16 protein-coding genes are annotated in these 18,704 nt (G+C 72.4%); 5 read left to right on the top strand and 11 right to left on the bottom strand.

The genetic code is table 11. From position 1 onward, the window contains the following. Positions 1–86 precede the first annotated feature (86 nt). The gene (locus tag MTR79_RS06655; RefSeq protein ID WP_102638732.1) at positions 87–1,454 is read left to right on the top strand and encodes an L-serine ammonia-lyase; all 1,368 of its coding nucleotides are present in this window, start codon (positions 87–89) and stop codon (positions 1,452–1,454) included. 91 nt (positions 1,455–1,545) lie between these two features. Continuing rightward, the gene (locus tag MTR79_RS06650) at positions 1,546–2,100 is read left to right on the top strand and encodes a glycoside hydrolase family 25 protein (RefSeq protein ID WP_199205043.1); all 555 of its coding nucleotides are present in this window, start codon (positions 1,546–1,548) and stop codon (positions 2,098–2,100) included. A gap of 172 nt (positions 2,101–2,272) precedes the next feature. On the opposite strand, the gene MTR79_RS06645 is transcribed toward MTR79_RS06650, so the two are convergent. The 7 genes from MTR79_RS06645 to MTR79_RS06615 all read right to left on the bottom strand — a co-directional run bounded on the left by MTR79_RS06645 (position 2,273) and on the right by MTR79_RS06615 (position 8,761). Continuing rightward, positions 2,273–2,992: an NAD(P)-binding domain-containing protein gene (locus tag MTR79_RS06645; protein WP_279953962.1), complete on the bottom strand. Its 720-nt coding sequence runs from the start codon at positions 2,990–2,992 to the stop codon at positions 2,273–2,275. A gap of 133 nt (positions 2,993–3,125) precedes the next feature. Continuing rightward, positions 3,126–3,338, bottom strand: a complete 213-nt coding sequence (locus MTR79_RS06640) for an EF-hand domain-containing protein (RefSeq protein WP_048459848.1) — start codon at positions 3,336–3,338, stop codon at positions 3,126–3,128. A gap of 43 nt (positions 3,339–3,381) precedes the next feature. Further along, positions 3,382–4,296 (bottom strand): MerR family transcriptional regulator, encoded by a 915-nt coding sequence (locus MTR79_RS06635; RefSeq protein ID WP_244789536.1) that lies wholly within the window; start codon positions 4,294–4,296, stop codon positions 3,382–3,384. An 83-nt stretch (positions 4,297–4,379) separates the two neighbouring features. Further along, positions 4,380–4,985 (bottom strand): ATP-binding protein, encoded by a 606-nt coding sequence (locus tag MTR79_RS06630; protein WP_078895277.1) that lies wholly within the window; start codon positions 4,983–4,985, stop codon positions 4,380–4,382. 179 nt (positions 4,986–5,164) lie between these two features. Continuing rightward, a complete protein-coding gene (locus MTR79_RS06625; RefSeq protein WP_048459851.1) occupies positions 5,165–5,932 on the bottom strand; it encodes an enoyl-CoA hydratase-related protein in 768 nt (255 codons plus the stop codon). Positions 5,933–6,140: 208 nt separating this feature from the next. Next, positions 6,141–7,382 carry an Ig-like domain-containing protein gene (locus tag MTR79_RS06620; RefSeq protein WP_244789535.1) on the bottom strand — a complete coding sequence of 414 codons (1,242 nt, stop codon included), beginning with the start codon at positions 7,380–7,382 and terminating at the stop codon, positions 6,141–6,143. Between the two features lie 152 nt (positions 7,383–7,534). Continuing rightward, complete coding sequence (locus tag MTR79_RS06615) at positions 7,535–8,761, bottom strand: Ig-like domain-containing protein (protein ID WP_244789534.1); 1,227 nt, start codon at positions 8,759–8,761, stop codon at positions 7,535–7,537. Between the two features lie 184 nt (positions 8,762–8,945). Between MTR79_RS06615 and glgX the strand changes: the two genes are divergently transcribed. After that, positions 8,946–11,198 carry a glycogen debranching protein GlgX gene (glgX, locus tag MTR79_RS06610; RefSeq protein WP_244789533.1) on the top strand — a complete coding sequence of 751 codons (2,253 nt, stop codon included), beginning with the start codon at positions 8,946–8,948 and terminating at the stop codon, positions 11,196–11,198. 10 nt (positions 11,199–11,208) lie between these two features. Here the strand turns inward: glgX and MTR79_RS06605 are convergent, their stop codons facing one another. The 4 genes from MTR79_RS06605 to MTR79_RS06590 are packed head-to-tail and all read right to left on the bottom strand — an operon-like array spanning position 11,209 to position 14,822. After that, positions 11,209–11,883 (bottom strand): response regulator transcription factor, encoded by a 675-nt coding sequence (locus MTR79_RS06605; protein WP_280518306.1) that lies wholly within the window; start codon positions 11,881–11,883, stop codon positions 11,209–11,211. Continuing rightward, positions 11,873–13,147, bottom strand: a complete 1,275-nt coding sequence (locus tag MTR79_RS06600; RefSeq protein WP_189366196.1) for a sensor histidine kinase — start codon at positions 13,145–13,147, stop codon at positions 11,873–11,875. Before MTR79_RS06600 ends, MTR79_RS06605 begins: the two co-directional genes overlap by 11 nt. A gap of 26 nt (positions 13,148–13,173) precedes the next feature. After that, positions 13,174–13,923 carry an ABC transporter permease gene (locus tag MTR79_RS06595; RefSeq protein ID WP_244789532.1) on the bottom strand — a complete coding sequence of 250 codons (750 nt, stop codon included), beginning with the start codon at positions 13,921–13,923 and terminating at the stop codon, positions 13,174–13,176. Beyond that, complete coding sequence (locus MTR79_RS06590; RefSeq protein WP_086699699.1) at positions 13,920–14,822, bottom strand: ABC transporter ATP-binding protein; 903 nt, start codon at positions 14,820–14,822, stop codon at positions 13,920–13,922. The genes MTR79_RS06595 and MTR79_RS06590 overlap by 4 nt, the downstream gene beginning before the upstream one ends. A 220-nt stretch (positions 14,823–15,042) precedes the next feature. On the opposite strand from MTR79_RS06590, the gene MTR79_RS06585 reads away from it, so the two are divergent. Then, positions 15,043–16,830: an ABC transporter ATP-binding protein gene (locus tag MTR79_RS06585; protein ID WP_086699700.1), complete on the top strand. Its 1,788-nt coding sequence runs from the start codon at positions 15,043–15,045 to the stop codon at positions 16,828–16,830. Beyond that, positions 16,827–18,683 carry an ABC transporter ATP-binding protein gene (locus MTR79_RS06580; protein ID WP_189366198.1) on the top strand — a complete coding sequence of 619 codons (1,857 nt, stop codon included), beginning with the start codon at positions 16,827–16,829 and terminating at the stop codon, positions 18,681–18,683. Before MTR79_RS06585 ends, MTR79_RS06580 begins: the two co-directional genes overlap by 4 nt. Positions 18,684–18,704: the final 21 nt, after the last annotated feature.

The following is an 18,704-nucleotide window of genomic DNA, read 5'->3' as shown; positions in this document are numbered from 1 at the left end:
ATGAACGATTCATCACCCCGCCCGACCCAGTGAACCGCCCTTCCCCGGCGGACAACGTCGTCCGCCGAACCCTGAGGAGTCCTCCCGTGGCCATCTCGGTCTTCGACCTGTTCTCGATCGGCATCGGCCCGTCCAGCTCGCACACGGTCGGCCCGATGCGGGCGGCCCGGATGTTCGCCCGGCGGCTGCGCAACGAGGACCTTCTGGACTCCGTCGCCTCCGTGCGGGCGGAGCTGTACGGCTCCCTGGGCGCCACCGGACACGGCCACGGCACACCCAAGGCGGTGCTGCTCGGCCTGGAGGGCGACTCGCCGCGCACGGTGGACGTGGAGTCGGCCGACGAACGGGTGGAGAAGATCAAGGACGGCGGCCGGATCCGGCTGCTCGGCGAGCACGAGATCGGCTTCGCCTACGACGACGACCTGGTGCTGCACCGCCGCAAGGCGCTGCCCTACCACGCCAACGGCATGACGTTGTGGGCGTACGACGCCTCCGGCGCGGAGCTGCTGGCCAAGACGTACTACTCGGTGGGCGGCGGCTTCGTCGTGGACGAGGACGCGGTGGGCGCGGACCGTATCGTGCTGGACGACACCGTCCTGAAGTACCCGTTCCGCACCGGTGACGAGCTGCTGCGCCTCACCAAGGAGACCGGGCTGTCGATCTCCGCGCTGATGCTGGAGAACGAGCGCGCCTGGCGGACCGAGGAGGAGATCCGCGAGGGGCTGCTGGAGATCTGGCGCGTGATGCGGGCCTGCGTGGAGCGGGGCATGACCCGCGAGGGCATCCTGCCGGGCGGTCTGAAGGTCCGCCGCCGGGCCGCCACCACCGCCCGCAAGCTGCGCTCCGAGGGCGATCCGCAGGCGCTCGCGATGGAGTGGATCACCCTCTACGCGATGGCGGTGAACGAGGAGAACGCGGCCGGCGGCCGGGTCGTCACCGCTCCGACGAACGGCGCGGCCGGCATCATCCCCGCCGTCCTGCACTACTACATGAACTTCGTGCCGGGCGCCGACGAGGAGGGCGTGGTCCGCTTCCTGCTCGCGGCCGGCGCCATCGGCATGCTCTTCAAGGAGAACGCCTCCATCTCCGGCGCCGAGGTCGGCTGCCAGGGCGAGGTGGGTTCCGCCTGCTCGATGGCGGCGGGCGCGCTCGCGGAGGTGCTGGGCGGCTCCCCGGAGCAGGTGGAGAACGCGGCCGAGATCGGCATGGAGCACAACCTGGGGCTGACCTGCGACCCGGTCGGCGGCCTGGTGCAGATCCCGTGCATCGAGCGCAACGGCATGGCCGCGGTGAAGGCGGTGACCGCCGCCCGGATGGCGATGCGCGGTGACGGCTCGCACAAGGTGTCCCTGGACAAGGTCATCAAGACGATGAAGGAGACCGGGGCGGACATGTCGGTGAAGTACAAGGAGACCGCACGCGGCGGGCTCGCGGTGAACATCATCGAGTGCTGAGAACTCCTCGCCGAACAGGGCTTTGCGTCAAGCAGGTTGAAACAGGGAATCATCACGTCCCGTCCCCACAGCACCACACGGGAGAACCTGCATGCTGCGTGGCATCGACGTCAGTTCCTACCAGTCCTCCTCGTACGACACGGACGGCCTTTCCTTCGTCTTCGTGAAGGCGACGGAAGGCCGTTCGTACGTGAATCCGAAAATGGCCGCCCAGACCAAAAGGGGGCGGGACGCCGGCCTGGTGGTCGGGTTCTACCACTTCCTCTGGCCGGGAAATCTCACCGAACAGGCCGAGTACTTCGTCAGCAAGGCGCCCGAGACGCGGGGGGACATCCTCGCGGTGGACTGGGAGACGACGGGGGACGGCTCGCACGCGAGCAATTCCGAGAAGGACCGCTTCATCCGCGAGGTGAAGGAACTGCGCCCCCACCACAAGGTCGTCCTCTACACCAACCGCCATTTCTGGCTGAGCTACGACACCACGTCCTACGCGGGCGACGGCCTCTGGATCGCCGACTACGTCACCGCCGGAAAGCCCCGCATCCAGGCGAAGTGGCGCTTCCACCAGTACACGGACGACCCGCTGGACAAGAACGTGGCGGACTTCTCCAGCGGGTCGGCGCTACGGGAATGGGCGGGGGCCTGAGGGCTCGGGCCCAGGGTCCTTCGTTCGGATCAGTCCGGGCTCGCGGGCCCTGGCACCGCGCCTCGCCGCGTTGTCGTCGGTTGCCAGGGCTCCGCCCTGCCGCCCTCCTCCGCCTTGCGACGCACGGCACCAGACCCCGCTCCCTGATCCGGCCTGATCCGAACGGAAGACCCTAGCCGCGGAACTCCTCCGGGCGCTCCGGGGACGCCTCGGCGAGGGCGCGGGTCACGGCGTCGACGCCGCCGCGCAGGCCGTAGACGGGGGTGCCGGGCTGCTGGCGCCAGGAGTCGTCGAGGCCGCCCGCGTCGACGGTGTCGAAGCCCAGTTCCTCGATCAGGTCGCGGACCTTGCGCTTGGCGGCCTCGTCGTCGCCGGCGACGGGAAGGGCCATGCGCTCGGGGTCGCCCGCGGGGCGGTGCCGGTCCAGCAGGTCCTGGGCGTAGGTGCCGTTGAACGCCTTGACGACGGGGTGGCCGATCTGGCGCGCGGTCCAGCGGCTCTCGGTGAGGCCCTCGTCCTCGATACCGGCGATCCTGCCGTCGCGCTGCGGGTAGTAGTTGCCGGTGTCGATGACGGCCAGCCCGTCGGCGGCCTCGTCGAACAGCCCGGAGGGCAGGTCCGGCACGGCCTTGAGCGGCACGGTGACGACGGCGATCTCGGCGCCGCGCGCGGCCTCCTCGGCCCGTACCGGGGTGGCGCCGGTCTCGTCGGCGAGTTCCTTCAGGGTGTGCGGGCCGCGGGAGTTGGCGACGGACACGTCGTGGCCGAGGGCCGTGAGCCGTCGCGTGAGGTTTCCGCCGATGTTGCCCGCGCCGATGATGCCGATCTTCATGTCTGCTCGCCTCGCCCTTCCGGGGGTCGATGTCGCCGGGGTTTCCGGGGAAACCTCCATCATCGCCACCAACCCCGGGGACGGGCGGACCATTCCGGGCGCTGTCGCCCGTACGGCCCCTGCGCGGCGTCCGCGCGGATCCCCGGCGCCGGGACTCCGGCGCCGGGGAACGTCCGTTCCCGCGGGTCCGGTCCTACTTGTTCAGGTGGACCCAGAACTCGTCGAAGGACAGGAGCTTGTCACCGTCGAGGTCCCGCGACTTGATGACGGCCTCGGCGACCGCCTCGGTGACGTTCCAGTCGCCGCCCTGGGCCAGCGCGGTCTTGAACTCGGCAGCGGTGATGAACCCGTCCCCGTTCGTGTCGATCCGCTCGAACTGCTTGCGTGCTTCCTCGATGTCCGCCACCGATCCGCCCCTCGTTTCCGTACTGGTACTGACGCGGGCAAGATTATCCGGCGGCCCGCGCCTCCAGTGCGGCGACCACCCACCCGAACCGCTCGGTGTGGGCGGAGGGCCGGTCCCATCCGTTCACCACGGCGGACAGTTCGCGGTAGCGGTTGAGGCGCGGGTCGGCCACCGCCGCGAGGCGCTTCAGCACGGCGGCCGGGTCGGCGTCGCCGATCAGGTCGCGCAGCACGGCCGCGGCGCGCGGAGTTCCCGGCTCGACGCCGTCGCGCAGGGCCTCGCCGGCGCTGCGGATCAGGCGGCTCATGAACCACAGGGAGCTGCCGCCGGGCACGTCAGGACCCCGGTCCGCGGCGTTGAACTCGATCATCCTGCGCATGACGGTCCGGAACTCCGGGTCCTGGATCAGCTCGACCAGTTCCACCCAGGCGTCCACCTGCTCGGGCGTGGGGTCGTCGGGCAGGTCGGCCGCGGCGAACCGCAGGCGTTGCCGGATGTCGGGGTCCGCGGTGTCGAGGCCCCGGAAGATCTCGGCCATGAAGTCGTCGAGGATGCGGGCGCGCTCGGCGGCGGACAGGCGGGCGAGTCGGTTCATCAGGGTCGTCTCCTCGGCGGTCGAGCCCCTGCGGGCCACGGTCGACAGCACGGCGCGGGTCACCTTCAGCGACCGGATCCGCGCGTCCAGCGCGGCCACGTGCGCGGCCGCGACCTGGGCGACCGTGGTCTCGCCGGTGAGCACCCGGCGCACGTCGTCGAGGCCGAGGCCCAGTTCGCGCAGGGTGCGTACCAGTTCCAGCCGGGCGACGGAGCCGGCGTCGTAGAGCCGGTAGCCGCCCGTGGACCGCGCCACGGGCGGCAGGGCGCCCTCGTCGGACCAGTAGCGGATGGTGCGCACGGACAGGCCGGTGGCGCGGGCGAGCGCCCCGATGGTGAGGAGCCCGGTGCCGTCGTGGGTCATGTCGGGGAGTCTGGGCCTTCCAGCGGGTGGAGACTCAAGCCGCGCGGTGGTGCGTGATTCCCGGACGCCTCGGAGCGGGGGTGTCAGCGGTCCACGCGCATCTCGAACCAGGTGGTCTTGCCGTGGGAGAGGAGGTCGACGCCCCAGCGGTCGGCGAGTTTGTCGACGAGGAACAGGCCGCGGCCGCTGATGTCCATCTCCTGCACCGGCATCAGACAGGGCAGGGCGCGGGACGGGTCGCGGACCTCGACGCGGATCCAGCCCCGGCGGTGCCGCATGCGTAGACCGAAGGCGCGGGCCCCGGTGTGGCGTACGGCGTTGCCGACGAGTTCCGAGACGAGCAGCACGGCGTCCTCGGTGAGCTTGGGGGTCAGGCCCCACCGGCGCAGGATGACGATCTGGACCAGTCGGCGGGCGACGGCGGCGGACTCGGGCAGGGACGGGAGCGGAACTTCACCCTCCGTGGGGTCGCCGTGCACCTCCAGCGCGCGCACGGCACGTTCGTCCTCGACCGTCGGCGACCAGCGTGACGCGATGGCGCGTCCGTCTCCCCGCGGCTGTTCCATGCCCTCCAGCCCCGCCATGGCCCCATCATGGCCGCACGCCGGGACGGCCGGGGCCGTTCCGGGGGAATACGCCCCCCTTGCGCCCCCGTCCGCTCCTGGTCCGCCGGCATGTGCCACAGGCATGCCGATGCCCCCGAGCGCCTGCTGGACCTGCGAAAACGACTCGTGCTCGGGCAATCGACGGGCCCCCTCGTCGGAAACGGCTTAAGGGTGCGTTAAGGCTCCCATAATGCGTGCCGCCGAGAGGGCCGGATCAGACATGACGTCAATTGCAAGGCCCTTGCTGGGATTTCAACTGTCCGTCACAGGAACTTCGCCTTGCCGGGGCCCTCCTCCACGAAGCTGCGCATGCCCCGCTCGCGGTCCTCCGTGGCGAACAGCCCCGCGAACCAGTTGCGCTCCACCGCGAGCCCGGTGTCGATGTCCGTCTCCAGGCCGGTGTCGACCGACTCCTTGGCCGCACGCAGCGCGAGCGCCGGCCCCTGCGCCAGCTTCGCCGCCCAGGCGTGCGCCTGGGTGTAGACCTCGTCGGCGGGGACCACGCGGTCCACCAGGCCGAGGGCGAGCGCCTCGTCGGCCCGCACCTGGCGGCCGGTGAAGATCAGGTCCTTGGCCTTGGACGGGCCGATGAGCCGGGCCAGCCGCTGGGTGCCGCCGGCGCCCGGGATCAGGCCGAGCAGGATCTCCGGCTGGCCGAGCTTGGCGTTCTCCCCGGCGATCCGGTAGTCGGCGCACAGGGCGAGCTCGCAGCCCCCGCCGAGCGCGTAGCCGGTGACGGCGGCGACGACCGGCTTGGGGATGCGGGCCACGGCGGTGAAGGAGTCCTGGAGGGCACGGGCGCGCAGGACCATCGCGGTGTGGTCCATGGCCTGCATCTCCTTGATGTCCGCGCCCGCCGCGAACACCTTCTCGCCGCCGTGGATCACCACGGCGCGCACGTCCTCGCGGCGCGTGGCCTCCTCGGCGAGCTCCTTCAGACGGTCCTGCGTGGCGACGTCCAGCGCGTTCATGGGCGGGCGGTCCAGACGCAGCGTGCCGACGCCTTCGGCGACTTCGAGATGTACGGTCATGCCAGCAGGTTAACGGTGACTAACGCCACGCGCTCCGGTGCCGTGGCTCACACCCGGCCGGGGGTCCGGGGGTTGTCCGCCGGGCAAGCACAGCACGGTGGCTGACGCTCCCCGCGCCGGTGCCGTGGCTCACACCCGCTTTCCGGCGCCGGACACGCCTACGGCCCCGGTGCGGACACCGGGGCCGTAGGTCGGGTGAACGACGGGCTTACGCCTTCCACTTCTCCCAGGACATGTTCCAGCCGTTGAGGCCGTTGTCCGGCGCGATCACCGCGTCGTCGCTGTTCTTGACCTCGACCACGTCGCCGATCAGCGAGTTGTCGAAGAACCAGGCCGCCGGGGCCTTCTTGTCCCAGCCGCCCTTCACGTCGCGCAGGCCGACGCAGCCGTGGCTGGCGTTGCGGTTGCCGAAGGCGTCGCCGCCCCAGTAGTTGCCGTGGATGAAGGTGCCGGAGGTGGACAGGCGCATGGCGTGCGGGACGTCCTTGATGTCGTACTCGCCGCCGTAGCCGACGGTCTCGCCGTTCATCCTGGTGACCGTCAGCTTCTCGCTGATGACCATCTTGCCGTTCCAGGTCTCGTAGCCCGGGGCGCCGGTGGTGACCTTGATCTTCTTGATCACCTTGCCGTCGCGGATCACCTTCATGGTGAGCTTCTTGGCGTCGACCACGGAGATCTGGCTGCGGCCGATGGTGAAGGAGACCTTCTTGGACTGCTCGCCGTAGACGCCGTCGCGGCCCTCGACCCCGTCGAGGTTCAGGTCGACAGTGACCTTGGTGCCGGCCTTCCAGTACGTCTGCGGGCGGAAGTCCAGGCGGTCGTTGCCGAACCAGTGGCCCTCGACCTCGACGGCCGGCTCGGTGGTGACGCGGATGGCCTTCTCGACGTCGTCGGGGTTGGTGATGCCCCGGGTGAAGTTGAGGGAGAAGGGCATGCCGACGCCGACGGTGGAGCCGTCCTCGGGGGTGAAGTGCCCGATGAACGTCTCCTTCGGCGTCAGGGTGGTGAAGCGGGAGTCCTGCGTGGTGGTGCGGCCCTCGGCGTCCTCGGCGACCGCGTGCACCGTGTAGCTGGTGGAGGCGGCGAGGTGGGTGGACGGCGTCCAGCTGGCGCCGTCCTTGGATATCGCGCCTTCGACGGCCTTGCCCTTGGCGTTCTTGACGACGACCTCGGTGAGCTTGCCCTGGGCTGCCGTCACCTTCAGCTCACCGCTGGTCTCCACCGACTTGGCGCCGTCGCGCGGCGCGACGGTCACGCGCGCCTCGGACTGCGTGCTGCGCGCCGCCGTGGAGTCCTTGCCCTTGCCCTTGCCGCCCTCCGAGGCGGACCCCGGCTCCGATCCCCCGCCGCAGGCGGTGACCGCCAGCATCACCCCGAGTGCCAGCGCCGCCAGCTTCCTGCCGCCGCGCCGCGCGCCCACCGACGCCCCCGATATCGGCCCCACGTTCACTTGTTTCTCCCCTCGGCGGGTCCGGCCGGACCCGGCCCCCCAGCGCGCCTCTCGCGCACACGGCGAATGGTAACCACTGGCCAGGGGCCTGGAAGGCGGCGGTTTTGTCACCGTTCCGTTCCAAGTTCAACGGCCCGGCCGAGGGGGTGCGGTCAGCGGCGGTTCACCGCGCCGCCCGCCTTCCATTCCTTCCAGTTCATGTTCCAGCCGCCGAGTCCGTTGTCCGGCGCGACCGTCCGGTCCTTGCTGTTGACCACCTCGACGACGTCGCCGATCAGACTGCGGTCGAAGAACCAGCCCGCCGGGGTGTCCGCGCCGCCGCCCTTCACGTCGCGCAGGCCGACGCAGCCGTGGCTGACGTTGTCGCTGCCGAACACCTCGGGCGCGGCCCAGTAGTTGCCGTGCAGGAAGGTGCCGGAGCTGGTCAGGCGGATGGCGTGCGGGACGTCGGGGATGTCGTACTCGCCGCCGAAGCCGACCGTGCGGCTGTTCATGCGGGTGACCTCGAGCATCTCGGTGATCACCATCTTGCCGTTGTACGTGGGCGTCTTCGCCGCGCCCGCCGTGACCGGCACGGTGGTGAGCAGTTCCCCGTCCCGCCGCACCCGCATGGTGTGGGCGGCGGCGTCGACCACGGACACCTGGCTGCGGCCGACGGTGAAGGTGAAGGTGCGGCGCTGGAGGCCGTAGACGCCGGGCGCGCCCTCGACGTCGCGCAGGTTCAGGTCGACGGTGACCTCGGTGCCGGGCTTCCAGTAGTCCTCGGGGCGGAAGTCCAGGCGGGTGTCGCCGAACCAGTGGGGGCGGATCTCGACGGCGGGCCGCGCCGTCACCCTGACCGCGCGCTCCACGGCGGCACGGCGGGTGATCTTCCGGTTGAACTCCAGGGAGACGATCATCCCGGTGCCGACGGTGGAGCGGTCCTCGGGGGCGACGTAACCGATGAAGCGTTCCTCCGGGACGTGCGTGGTGAACGTGGTGTGCCGGGCGGAGCGGCGTCCCGAGCCGTCCACGGCGACCGTGTCGACGGTGTACTTCGCGGCGAGCGCCAGGCGTTCGTCGTCCGGCTTCCAGGTGCGCCCGTCGTCGGAGATCAGGCCCGGGACCGGTGACTCGCGCGCGTCCTGCGACACGACCGCCTTCACCGACTCCAGCCGGCCCTCGGTCACCCGCACCCGCAGCGCGTCGCCGGGGCGTACGCCCTTGCTGCCGTCGCGCGGGGACACCTGGATGGTCTCTTCGCGCCCCGGCGGCCCGAACGCCCCCGGGACGGGACCCTCCGAGCTGCACCCGGCGGTCGCGGTCAGCAGTCCTGCCCATGTCACTACGACGGCCAGCGCGGCCCTCGCGCGCCGTGCGCGCCCTTGTACGTGCCTCACGCGGTACCCAACGACGGGCCTCGCATCCGGAAACGACCGTGCCGCCCCTCGGGGAAACGTGAGTGCGAGGCGCGCTCTGGGCAGAACTGTGGGAGGACGACGCACCGGGGAGCCGCGGCCGAGCCGCACGGGCCGTGGCTCACCTGTCCGCCGTCGTCCCCCACGAGCCGCGGGAGGCTGACAGGTGTCCAGCGCAGCCGAGCAGGAGGCGGTGGCCGGAGAACGGGCCACCGGGGACGGGCGCCCGGCCGTCGTCGTGAACGGCGCGCGGCCGGCGCCGCCCGTGCCCACGGTGCCCGTCCGGCCGGGCCGGCCGACGCCGCTGGGCGCCCGGTTCCGCACGGGCCCCGACGGGGTGGCGGGGACCAACTTCGCGCTCTGGGCGGGCGGTGCGGAGGGCGTGGAGCTGTGCCTGTTCGACGAGCACGGGCGGGAGAGCCGGGCCCGGCTGACCGAGCTGACGCACGGCATCTGGCACGGATTCGTGCCGGGGGTGATGCCGGGGCAGCGGTACGGCTACCGGGTGCACGGCCGCTGGGACCCGTGGACGGGCGGACGCTGGAACCCGGCGAAGCTGCTGCTCGACCCGTACGCGCGCGCCGTGGACGGGGACTTCGTGCTGCCGCCCGAGGTGTACGGGCACGTCCGGGACTGGCCGGAGCAGCACGTCGCGGACACCGTGCGGGACGACCGGGACTCGGCGCCGTACGTGCCGAAGGGGGTGGTCGTGCATGACGACGACGACTGGGCGGACGACCGGCGGCCGAAGACCCCGTGGGCCGACTCGGTCATCTACGAGCTGCACGTGCGCGGCTTCACCAAGCGGCACCCGGACATCCCGGAGGAGCTGCGCGGCACCTACGCGGGGCTCGCGCACCCGGCGGCGGTCGAGCACCTGGTGAAGCTGGGCGTCACGGCCGTCGAGCTGCTGCCGGTGCACCAGTTCGCGCACGAGGACCATCTGCTGCGCCGGGGCCTGCGCAACTACTGGGGCTACAACTCCATCGGCTACTTCGCGCCGCACGCCGCCTACGCGGCCTCCGGGACGGCGGGGCAGCAGGTCGGCGAGTTCAAGCGGATGGTGCGCGCGCTGCACGCGGCCGGCATCGAGGTGATCCTCGACGTGGTCTACAACCACACCGCCGAGGCGGGCGAGCTGGGCCCCACGCTGTCCCTGAAAGGCATCGACAACCGCGGCTACTACCGCCTCCCGCCCGACGCCCGCCGGTACGCCGACTACACCGGCTGCGGCAACACCCTGCACGTGGTGCAGCCGCACGTGCTGCGCCTGATCACGGACTCGCTGCGCTACTGGGTGACCGAGATGGGCGTCGACGGCTTCCGCTTCGACCTGGCGGCGGCGCTGGCCCGCTCCATGCACGACGTCGACATGCTCTCCCCGTTCCTCGCGGTGATCGCGCAGGACCCGGTGCTGCGCCGGGTGAAGCTGATCGCCGAGCCGTGGGACGTCGGCTCCGGCGGCTACCAGGTGGGCGCCTTCCCGCCCCTGTGGACGGAGTGGAACGACCGTTACCGGGACGCCGTGCGGGACTTCTGGCGCCACGCGCTGCCGGACGTGCGGGAGATGGGCTACCGGCTGTCCGGCTCCAGCGACCTGTACGCCTGGGGCGGGCGGCGGCCGTACGCGTCGGTCAACTTCGTCACCGCGCACGACGGTTTCACCCTGCGCGACCTGGTGTCGTACGACCGCAAGCACAACGAGGCCAACGGGGAGGGCAACCGCGACGGCACGGACGACAACCGGTCCTGGAACTGCGGCGCGGAGGGCGGGACGGACGACCCGGACGTGCGCGCCCTGCGGCGGCGGCAGCTGCGGAACCTGCTGACCACGCTGCTGCTGTCGACGGGGGTGCCGATGCTGGTGGCGGGCGACGAGATGGGCCGCACCCAGCGCGGCAACAACAACGCCTACTGTCAGGACAACGAGACCGGCTGGGTGGACTGGAGCCTGCGCGACGACCCGGAATGGCAACCGCTGCTGGAACTGACCTCGCGGCTGGTCGCCCTGCGGCACCGGCACCCGGTGCTGCGCCGCCGCTCCTTCTTCTCCGGCCGGGCGCACTCCGCGGACGGGCTGCGGGACCTGGCGTGGTTCACCCCGCACGGCCGGGAGATGACCGAGGGCGACTGGTACGCGCCGGCCGCCACGCTCGGCATGTACCTCTCCGGGCGGGACATCCCGGGGCGCGACGAGCAGGGGGCGCCGGTGCTCGACGACAGCTTCCTGGCCGTGCTGCACGCGGGCGCGGAGCCGGTGGAGTTCGCGCTGCCGGGGTCTCCGTGGGCGGAGCGGTACGAGGTGGTGGTCGACACCGGGCGGGAGGAGCAGAGCGGACCGCCGGACGTGACGTACCCGGCGGGGACCTCGGTCACGGTGCCGGGGAGGACCGTGCTGCTGCTGCGGGTGGCGGCCTGACGGGCGGCCGTCAGCCCAGGATGCCCCGGTCGTACGCCGTGGCCACGGCCGCCGCGCGGTCCTTGGCGCCCAGCTTGGCGAAGATGTGCGTCAGATGCGTCTTCACCGTGGCCTCGCTGATGAACAGCTCGCGGGCGATCTCCCGGTTGGAGGTGCCCTTGGCGACCAGCGCCAGCACCTCCCGCTCCCGCCCGGACAGCGGTTCGGCGCCCGGAATGCGGGGCGCGCGGACGGCGGACACCAGCCGCGAGGCGACGGCCGGGGACAGCACGGAACGCCCCTCGGCCGCGGCGCGGACGGCCGTGAACAACTCCTCCCGCGGGGCGTCCTTGAGCAGATAGCCGGTCGCCCCCGCCTCGATCGCGGGCAGCGTGTCGGAGTCGGTGTCGTACGTGGTGAGCACCAGCACCCGGGCGCGGGCGCCCCGGCGGGCCAGCTCCCGGATGGCCTCCACGCCGCCCGTGCCGGGCATGCGCAGGTCCATGAGGATCACGTCGGGGTCCAGCTCCGCCGCTCGCCGGAGCGCCGCCGAGCCGTCGGACGCCTCGCCCAGCACGCGGAAGCCGGGCGCGGACTCGAACATGCCGCGCAGACCGTCGCGGACGACGGGGTGGTCGTCGACGACGAGCAGGGTGATCACGGGCACGGCGTCGGCGGCCTGGCCGGGGGCGGCGTCACGGGTCATGGCGGACCAACGGTACGCGGGCCGAGACCGCCGTGCCGCCGCGCGGTTCGGACTCGACCGTGAGGGACCCGGCGACGCGTTCGGCGCGGGCCCGCATGCCGTCGAGGCCGAAGCCGCCGGCGGAGGTGTGCGCGGGGACGGCGAGCGGGTCGAAACCCTGGCCGTCGTCGCGGATGTCGAGGGTGACCTCGTCGCCCATGAAGGAGAGGGTGACGCCGGTGCGGGAGGCCCCAGCGTGGCGCGCGGTGTTGGCGAGGGCCTCCTGGGCGATGCGCAGCAGGGTGGCCGCCATCTCGTCGTGCAGCGGCTCGGCGGTCCCGGTGACGGTGAACTCGGTCCGCACACCGCTGCGTTCGCCCCATTCGACAACGGTCCGTCTCAGCGCGCCGGGCAGTCCGCCGTCGGCGAGCGCGACCGGGGCGAGGTTGTGCACGGAGCGGCGGGCCTCGCCGAGGCTCTCCCGGGCCAGGGCGAGGGCCCGGTCCAGACGGTCGCGGCCGGCGGCCGGGTCGGGGGTGCTCGCGGCGACCTGGAGCTGGGCGATGATGCCGGTCAGGCCCTGGGCCAGGGTGTCGTGGATCTCGGCGGCGAGCCTGCGGCGCTCGTCGGCGACCCCTGCCTCCCGCGCCTGGACGAGCAGTTGGGAGTGGAGGGCGGCGTTCTCGTCGAGCGCCTGCTGCAACGCGGTGTTGGTGCGCTCCAGTTCTGCGATGGTCGCCGCCTGGGTGCGGGCGCGGTCCTCCTCCAGGCAGGCGAGGTGGGAGAAGAGCAGGAGCAGGCCCAGGTTGACGGCCATGAGCCCGAGGAAGACCAGCCAGCCGGTCGGGCCGTCCGGCGGCAGCCCGCCGCTCTGCGAGCCGGCGACCGTGGCGGCCGCCGCCAGCAGTCCGGGGACGACGAGCCTCTTCGGCAACAGCCGCCCGGTGTCCCAGTAGTTGACGGCCACCTGGAAGGCGAACAGCGGGTTCATCCAGGTGAGGGCGAAGCCGATGGCCATGCGGACCGCGAAGTACACCGTGCTCGTGCGGGTCGGTCCCTCGGCACCGCGGGACGCCCGCTCCCACCACAGCTGGAGCACGAGGGCCGCGACGACCAGGACGCCGCAGGCGTACACCTCCGCGCGGCTCATGCCGAGCGGCGCCGCGGTGAACGCCGCCAGCACGGTGCCCGTGCCCAGCAGGACGTACGGACCCCAGCGGTAGAACAGGGCCCACCGCTGCTCGACCCCCGGCCCGTTCCGTGTCACGTCCGTCACGTGCGGCATCGCACCAGTGTCCGCCACGCCCGTCCTCACTCCCAGCGGAACCACCGCACCGCGCCCGCGGTGAGCAGCACCGCCCACCCCGCCGTCACCGCGAGGTGTCCCGCTCCCGGCCAGTGGCCCGCCGACGCCTCGTTCAGGGCCTGGGCGGCCGCGCCGAACGGGGTCCGGCCGACGATGTCGGCCATCAGGTCGGGCATGGCCTCGACGGGGAGCCACACGCCCGCGGTGAACATCGCCGGGAACAGCGCGGTGGAGCCGGCCGCCGTGGCGATCTTCGCCGTGCGGGCCAGGGCGCTGAGCAGCGCGCCGAGCGCGAGGGAGGCGGCCAGGGCGAGCAGCAGCGCGAGCAGGTGGCCGAGCGGCTGCCTCGGCAGGGCGACGTCGAAGGCGAGGCGGCCGACGGCGAGGGTGAGCAGCGCGGAGATCAGCGAGGCGGCGCCGAGCACCGCCATCTGCGCGGCGAGCAGGGCGGAGGGGCGGACCGGTGTGGTGGACATCCGGCGCAGGATGCCTGTCTCGCGGTAGCCGGTGAGGGTGGGCGGCATGCCCTGGAGTCCGCCGATGATCAGGCCGAGGAGGAGGGCGACCGGTACGTAGGCGTCGACCGGCCGCAGTCCGCCGAGGGCGGGGTCGGCCTCCCGGAAGGACGGGATGCAGCCGAGGATCGCCAGCAGCAGGGTCGGGAAGAGCATGGTCCAGAAGATGCCGGCGGGTTCGCGCCGGAAGAGGCGGAACTCGGTGCGCAGCACCGCCGTGTTGACCGGTCCGGTGCTCATGCGGGGCTCTCCGTGAGGTCCAGGAAGGCGTCGTCCAGGGTGGCGTCGGTGACGCGCAGCTGGTGGGCGGTGACGCGGGAGCGGGCGAGGAGGGTGAGGACGGCGTCGACGGTGTCGTCGGTGCCGGACAGGGTGATCCGGCCGTCCTTGCGGGCGATCGAGGTGAGCCCGGGCAGCGCGTTGAGGTCGGCGTCGTCGAGCGGGGCGGACGGGGTGAAGCTGATGACGGTGGCCCCGGCCGAGCGGCGGACGAGTCCCGCGGGGGTGTCGAGGGCGGCGACGCGTCCCTTGTCGATGACCGCGATCCGGTCGCAGAGGCGCTGGGCCTCCTCCATGAAGTGGGTGACGAGCAGGACGGTGACGCCGCCGGCGCGGACGTCCTCGATCAGTTCCCAGGTGTCCCGCCGGGCGCGCGGGTCGAGACCGGTGGTCAGCTCGTCCAGCACCACGATCCGCGGGTCGCCGATCAGGGCGAGCGCGATGAACAGGCGCTGCTTCTGGCCGCCGGACAGCTTCGCGAACCGGGTGGTCAGCTTCTCGGTGAGGCCGAGCCGTTCGGTGAGCGGGCGCCAGTCGGCCGGGCGGCGGTGGAAGGAGGCGTAGAGCTCCAGGGCCTCGCGGACGGTCAGCTTCGGCTGGAGTCCGCTCTGCTGAAGCTGCGCGCCGAGGACGCGGGTGACCTCGTCGTGGTCGGCGACGGGGTCGAGTCCGGCGACCCGGACCCGGCCGGAATCAGGGACGCGCAGCCCTTCCACGCACTCCACGGTGGTGGTCTTGCCGGCGCCGTTGGGGCCGAGGATCCCGAAGATCTCACCCTCCTCGACGGAGAAGGACACCCCGGCGACGGCGGGCCGGCCGCCGTAGGCCTTGCGCAGGTCGGTGACGTCGATGACGGACATGACGGTCAGTGTCGCGGTGGACGGGGCGCGCGGACATCGGCCGTCCCGCTCGGCCGCGCATCGTCCGATCGGCCGATGGAGTGGTACGACTCCCGGGCCCGTGACGGGCGTTCACCGAGGTGGGGCGGTCCCGCGGCGCCGGTCGTAGGACTCACGGCCGAGGCGGACCGGGCCGGAATTCGGTGGGCAGCGTCAGTGGCGAACCGTACTCTCACTGCTGATGTCCACTACACCTTCTCCCCGGGAACCCCGCTCCACCGTGCGGACGCTGCTACGGCTGTGGCCGTACGTGCGGCCTGTGCGGACGCGCCTGTTCACCGCCGCGTTCATCGCCGTCCTGGCGTCCTGCATAGGACTCGTCATCCCGCTGGTGCTCAAGTGGATGGTCGACGGACCCATCGCCGACCGCGACCCGGCGGGGGTGTGGCTCGGCGCGCTGTACCTGCTGCTGCTCGGGCTGGCGGAGGCGCTGCTGTTCGGGTTCCGGCGCTGGCTGGTGGCGCGGCCCCTGTCGCACGTCGAGGCGGAGATGCGGGCCGACCTGTACCGGCATCTCCAGCGGCTGCCGATCGCCTTCCACGACCGCTGGGCCTCGGGCCAGTTGCTGTCCCGGGCGACCACGGACCTCATGCTGCTGCGCATGTTCCTCGCGTTCCCGCTGACCTTCCTGCTGGTCAACGGCGTGACCATCCTGGTCGGCGTGATCATCATGCTGGTGCAGGACTGGACGCTGGGGCTGGTCATCCTGGTGCCGGCGGTGCCCGTGCTGATCACCTGCGTGGTGTTCGAGAAGCAGTACTCGCGGGCGGCCCGGCAGGCGCAGGACCAGGTGGGCGATCTGACGACCGTGGTCGAGGAGAGCGTGCTCGGCATCCGGATCATCAAGGGGTTCGGCCGGCACCGCAGCCAGGCGCGGGCGTTCCGCGAGCTGTCGGGGAAGCTGCGGGGCACGGAGCTGCACAAGGCGCGGCTGCTGGCGGCGATCCTCGGCATCATCGTGACGCTGCCCGAACTGGCCATCGGCGCGGCGCTGGTGCTGGGCGCCGTGCAGGTGGCGGACGGCGAGCTGTCGGCGGGCACCCTGGTGGCGTTCCTGTCCACGGCGCTGGCGCTGCGCTGGCCGGTGGACTCGATCGGCTTCCTGCTGGCGATGAGCCAGGAGGCGGCGACGGCCACCGAGCGGTACTTCGAGGTGATGGACGCGGAGCCGGAGTCGGGCGCCACGGCGTCCCCGGCGAAGGACGGCGGCCCCCGGGAGGGCGGGCTGCGGTTCGAGAACATCACCTTCCGCTACCCGGACGCGCCCGAGGGCTCGCCGCCCGTGCTGGACCGCGTCGACCTGCACATCCGGCCCGGCGAATCGCTGGCGCTGGTCGGGGCGACCGGCAGCGGCAAGACCACGCTGACCGCGCTGGTGCCCCGGCTGCACGAGGTCACCGACGGGCGCATCACCCTGGACGGGCGGGACATCAGGGACATGTCCCGGGAGGAGCTGCGCTCCCGTGTCGCCGTCGCCTTCGAGGAGCCCACACTCTTCTCCGCGACCGTCGGCGAGAACGTCCTGATGGGCGGCGGCAGCGGCGAGGAAGACCTGGACCGCGCGCTGGCCGTCGCCCAGGCGGACTTCGCCCACGCGCTGCCGCAGGGCACCGCCACCCAGGTCGGCGAGCAGGGTCTGAGCCTCTCCGGCGGGCAGCGGCAGCGGCTCGCCCTGGCCCGCGCGGTCGTGGGACGGCCCGACTTCCTGGTGCTGGACGACCCGCTGTCCGCGCTGGACGTGCACACGGAGGCCGCGGTCGAGGCCGCGCTGCGCCGGGTGCTCGCCGACACCACGGCGCTGATCGTGGCGCACCGCCCGTCCACGGTGCTGCTCGCCGACCGGGTGGCGCTGCTGTCCGGCGGGCGGATCACGGCGGTCGGCACCCATCACGAACTGCTGCGGGGCAATGCCGAGTACGCCCACCTGATGTCGGGCGACCCGGCGGAGGAACTGGAGGAGCAGCGATGACGGCGGCCACGACCGCACCGGTCCGCGACGAGGACGACGACCGGACACCGCAGCAGAGCGGCGGCGACCCCTTCGACCGGGACGTGCTGCCCGCTCCCCCGGGCGCCACCGGCGCGCTGCTGCGCTCCCTGCTCGCGCCGATGCGCGGCCGGGTGGCGCTGACCGCACTGCTGCTGCTGCTCCAGCAGGCCGCCGTGCAGGCGGGCCCGCTGCTGGTGGCGTACGCGATCGACCGTGCGGTGCCCGCGTTCCGCGACAGCGACCACGGGCCGCTGATCGCGGTGGCGGCGGGTTATCTGCTGTGCGCGTCGGCGGCCGGGGCGCTGCAGTACGCGTTCATCACCGCCTCCGCCCGGGTCAGCCAGGACGTGCTCCTCGACCTGCGCGGCCGGATCTTCCGGCACGCGCAGGCGCTGAGCGTGGACTTCCACGAGCGCTACACCTCCGGCCGGCTGATCTCCCGCTCCACCACCGACGTCGAGTCGCTGCGGGAGCTGCTGGAGGAGGGCCTGCAGGAACTGGTGATGACCATCCTGTCCGCCGTGTACATCTCGGTGCTGCTGCTCTGGCTGGACCTGGGCCTCGGCGCGGTGGCGGTGGCGTCGTTCGTGCCGCTGTACCTGCTGGTGCGGTCCTACCAGCGGCGGGCGCAGCGGGTGTACCGGAAGCGGTCGACGGCGATCGCCGCGGTGATCGTGAAGTTCGTCGAGACGATGAACGGCATCCGCCCGGTGCGCGCCTTCCGCCGCGAGAAGGCCAACGACGCCGACTTCGCGGTGCTGAACCGGCGGCACGAGAAGACCAACGGCGACGCGCTCCTGGAGATGGCCCGCTACGTCGTCGGCTCCCGGGTGACCGCCAACACCACGGTCGCGCTGATCGTGCTGTGGGGCGCCTACCGGGTGGCCGGGGAGACACTGGCGCTCGGTGTGCTGGCGGCGGCCGTGCTCTATCTGCGGCGGCTGTACGACCCGATCGACCGGCTGGGCATGTTCCTCAACTCCTACCAGTCGGCGGCGGCCTCGCTCGAGAAGATCGCCGGCCTGCTGGCGCAGATCCCGTCGGTGCCCGAGCCGGCGGCGCCCCGCGAGCTGCCGGGGCGGCGCTCCGGTCTCCCCGGGCGGGAGGTGGTCTTCGACGACGTGCGGTTCGCGTACCGCACCGGCGGCGAGGTGCTGCCCCGCTTCGGCCTCACCCTGCCGGCCGGGCAGACCGTCGCCGTGGTCGGCTCCACGGGCGCGGGCAAGTCGACGCTGGCGAAGCTGCTCGCCCGGTTCTACGACCCCAGCGACGGGCGGGTGCTGCTCGACGGCGTCGACCTGCGCGACCTGACGGGACGGGACCTGCGACGCGAGGTGGTGATGGTGACCCAGGAGGCGTTCTTGTTCTCCGGGACGGTCGCCGAGAACATCTCCATCGGCCGTCCGGAGGCCACCCGCGAGGAGATCGAGCAGGCGGCCAAGGAGATCGGCGCGCACGACTTCATCACGGCGCTGCCCGACGGCTACGACACGGACGTCCGCAAGCGAGGCGGCCGTATCTCGGCGGGACAGCGGCAGCTGGTGGCGTTCGCGCGGGCACTGCTCGCGGACCCGGCGGTGCTGATCCTCGACGAGGCGACCAGCTCGCTCGACGTCCCCGGCGAGCGGGCGGTGCAGCGGGCGATGGCCACGGTGCTGAAGGGCCGTACGGCGGTGGTGATCGCGCACCGGCTGTCCACCGTGGAGATCGCGGACCGGGTGCTGGTGATGGAGCACGGGCGGATCGTGGAGGACGGCAGTCCGGACGAACTCATCGGCGGTTCGGGCCGGTTCGCGGACCTGCACCGGGCCTGGCGGGACAGCCTGGCCTGACCGCCGCCGTCGCGGGCCCGC

The organism is Streptomyces sp. BJ20 (assembly GCF_022869105.1).
GTDB classification, from domain to species: domain Bacteria; phylum Actinomycetota; class Actinomycetes; order Streptomycetales; family Streptomycetaceae; genus Streptomyces; species Streptomyces griseoincarnatus.
This window is presented reverse-complemented; position numbering and strand designations above follow the sequence as displayed.

Bases quoted from the DNA above. Each gene is read 5' to 3' on its own strand.
- MTR79_RS06585 (WP_086699700.1), top strand. From the start codon at position 15,043: ATGTCCACTACACCTTCTCCCCGGGAACCCCGCTCCACCGTGCGGACG.
- MTR79_RS06650 (WP_199205043.1), top strand. From the start codon at position 1,546: ATGCTGCGTGGCATCGACGTCAGTTCCTACCAGTCCTCCTCGTACGAC.
- MTR79_RS06600 (WP_189366196.1), bottom strand. From the start codon at position 13,147: ATGCCGCACGTGACGGACGTGACACGGAACGGGCCGGGGGTCGAGCAG.
- MTR79_RS06590 (WP_086699699.1), bottom strand. From the start codon at position 14,822: ATGTCCGTCATCGACGTCACCGACCTGCGCAAGGCCTACGGCGGCCGG.
- MTR79_RS06635 (WP_244789536.1), bottom strand. From the start codon at position 4,296: ATGACCCACGACGGCACCGGGCTCCTCACCATCGGGGCGCTCGCCCGC.
- MTR79_RS06645 (WP_279953962.1), bottom strand. From the start codon at position 2,992: ATGGAGGTTTCCCCGGAAACCCCGGCGACATCGACCCCCGGAAGGGCG.
- MTR79_RS06625 (WP_048459851.1), bottom strand. From the start codon at position 5,932: ATGACCGTACATCTCGAAGTCGCCGAAGGCGTCGGCACGCTGCGTCTG.
- MTR79_RS06630 (WP_078895277.1), bottom strand. From the start codon at position 4,985: ATGCCTGTGGCACATGCCGGCGGACCAGGAGCGGACGGGGGCGCAAGG.
- MTR79_RS06595 (WP_244789532.1), bottom strand. From the start codon at position 13,923: ATGAGCACCGGACCGGTCAACACGGCGGTGCTGCGCACCGAGTTCCGC.
- MTR79_RS06580 (WP_189366198.1), top strand. From the start codon at position 16,827: ATGACGGCGGCCACGACCGCACCGGTCCGCGACGAGGACGACGACCGG.
- MTR79_RS06605 (WP_280518306.1), bottom strand. From the start codon at position 11,883: ATGACCCGTGACGCCGCCCCCGGCCAGGCCGCCGACGCCGTGCCCGTG.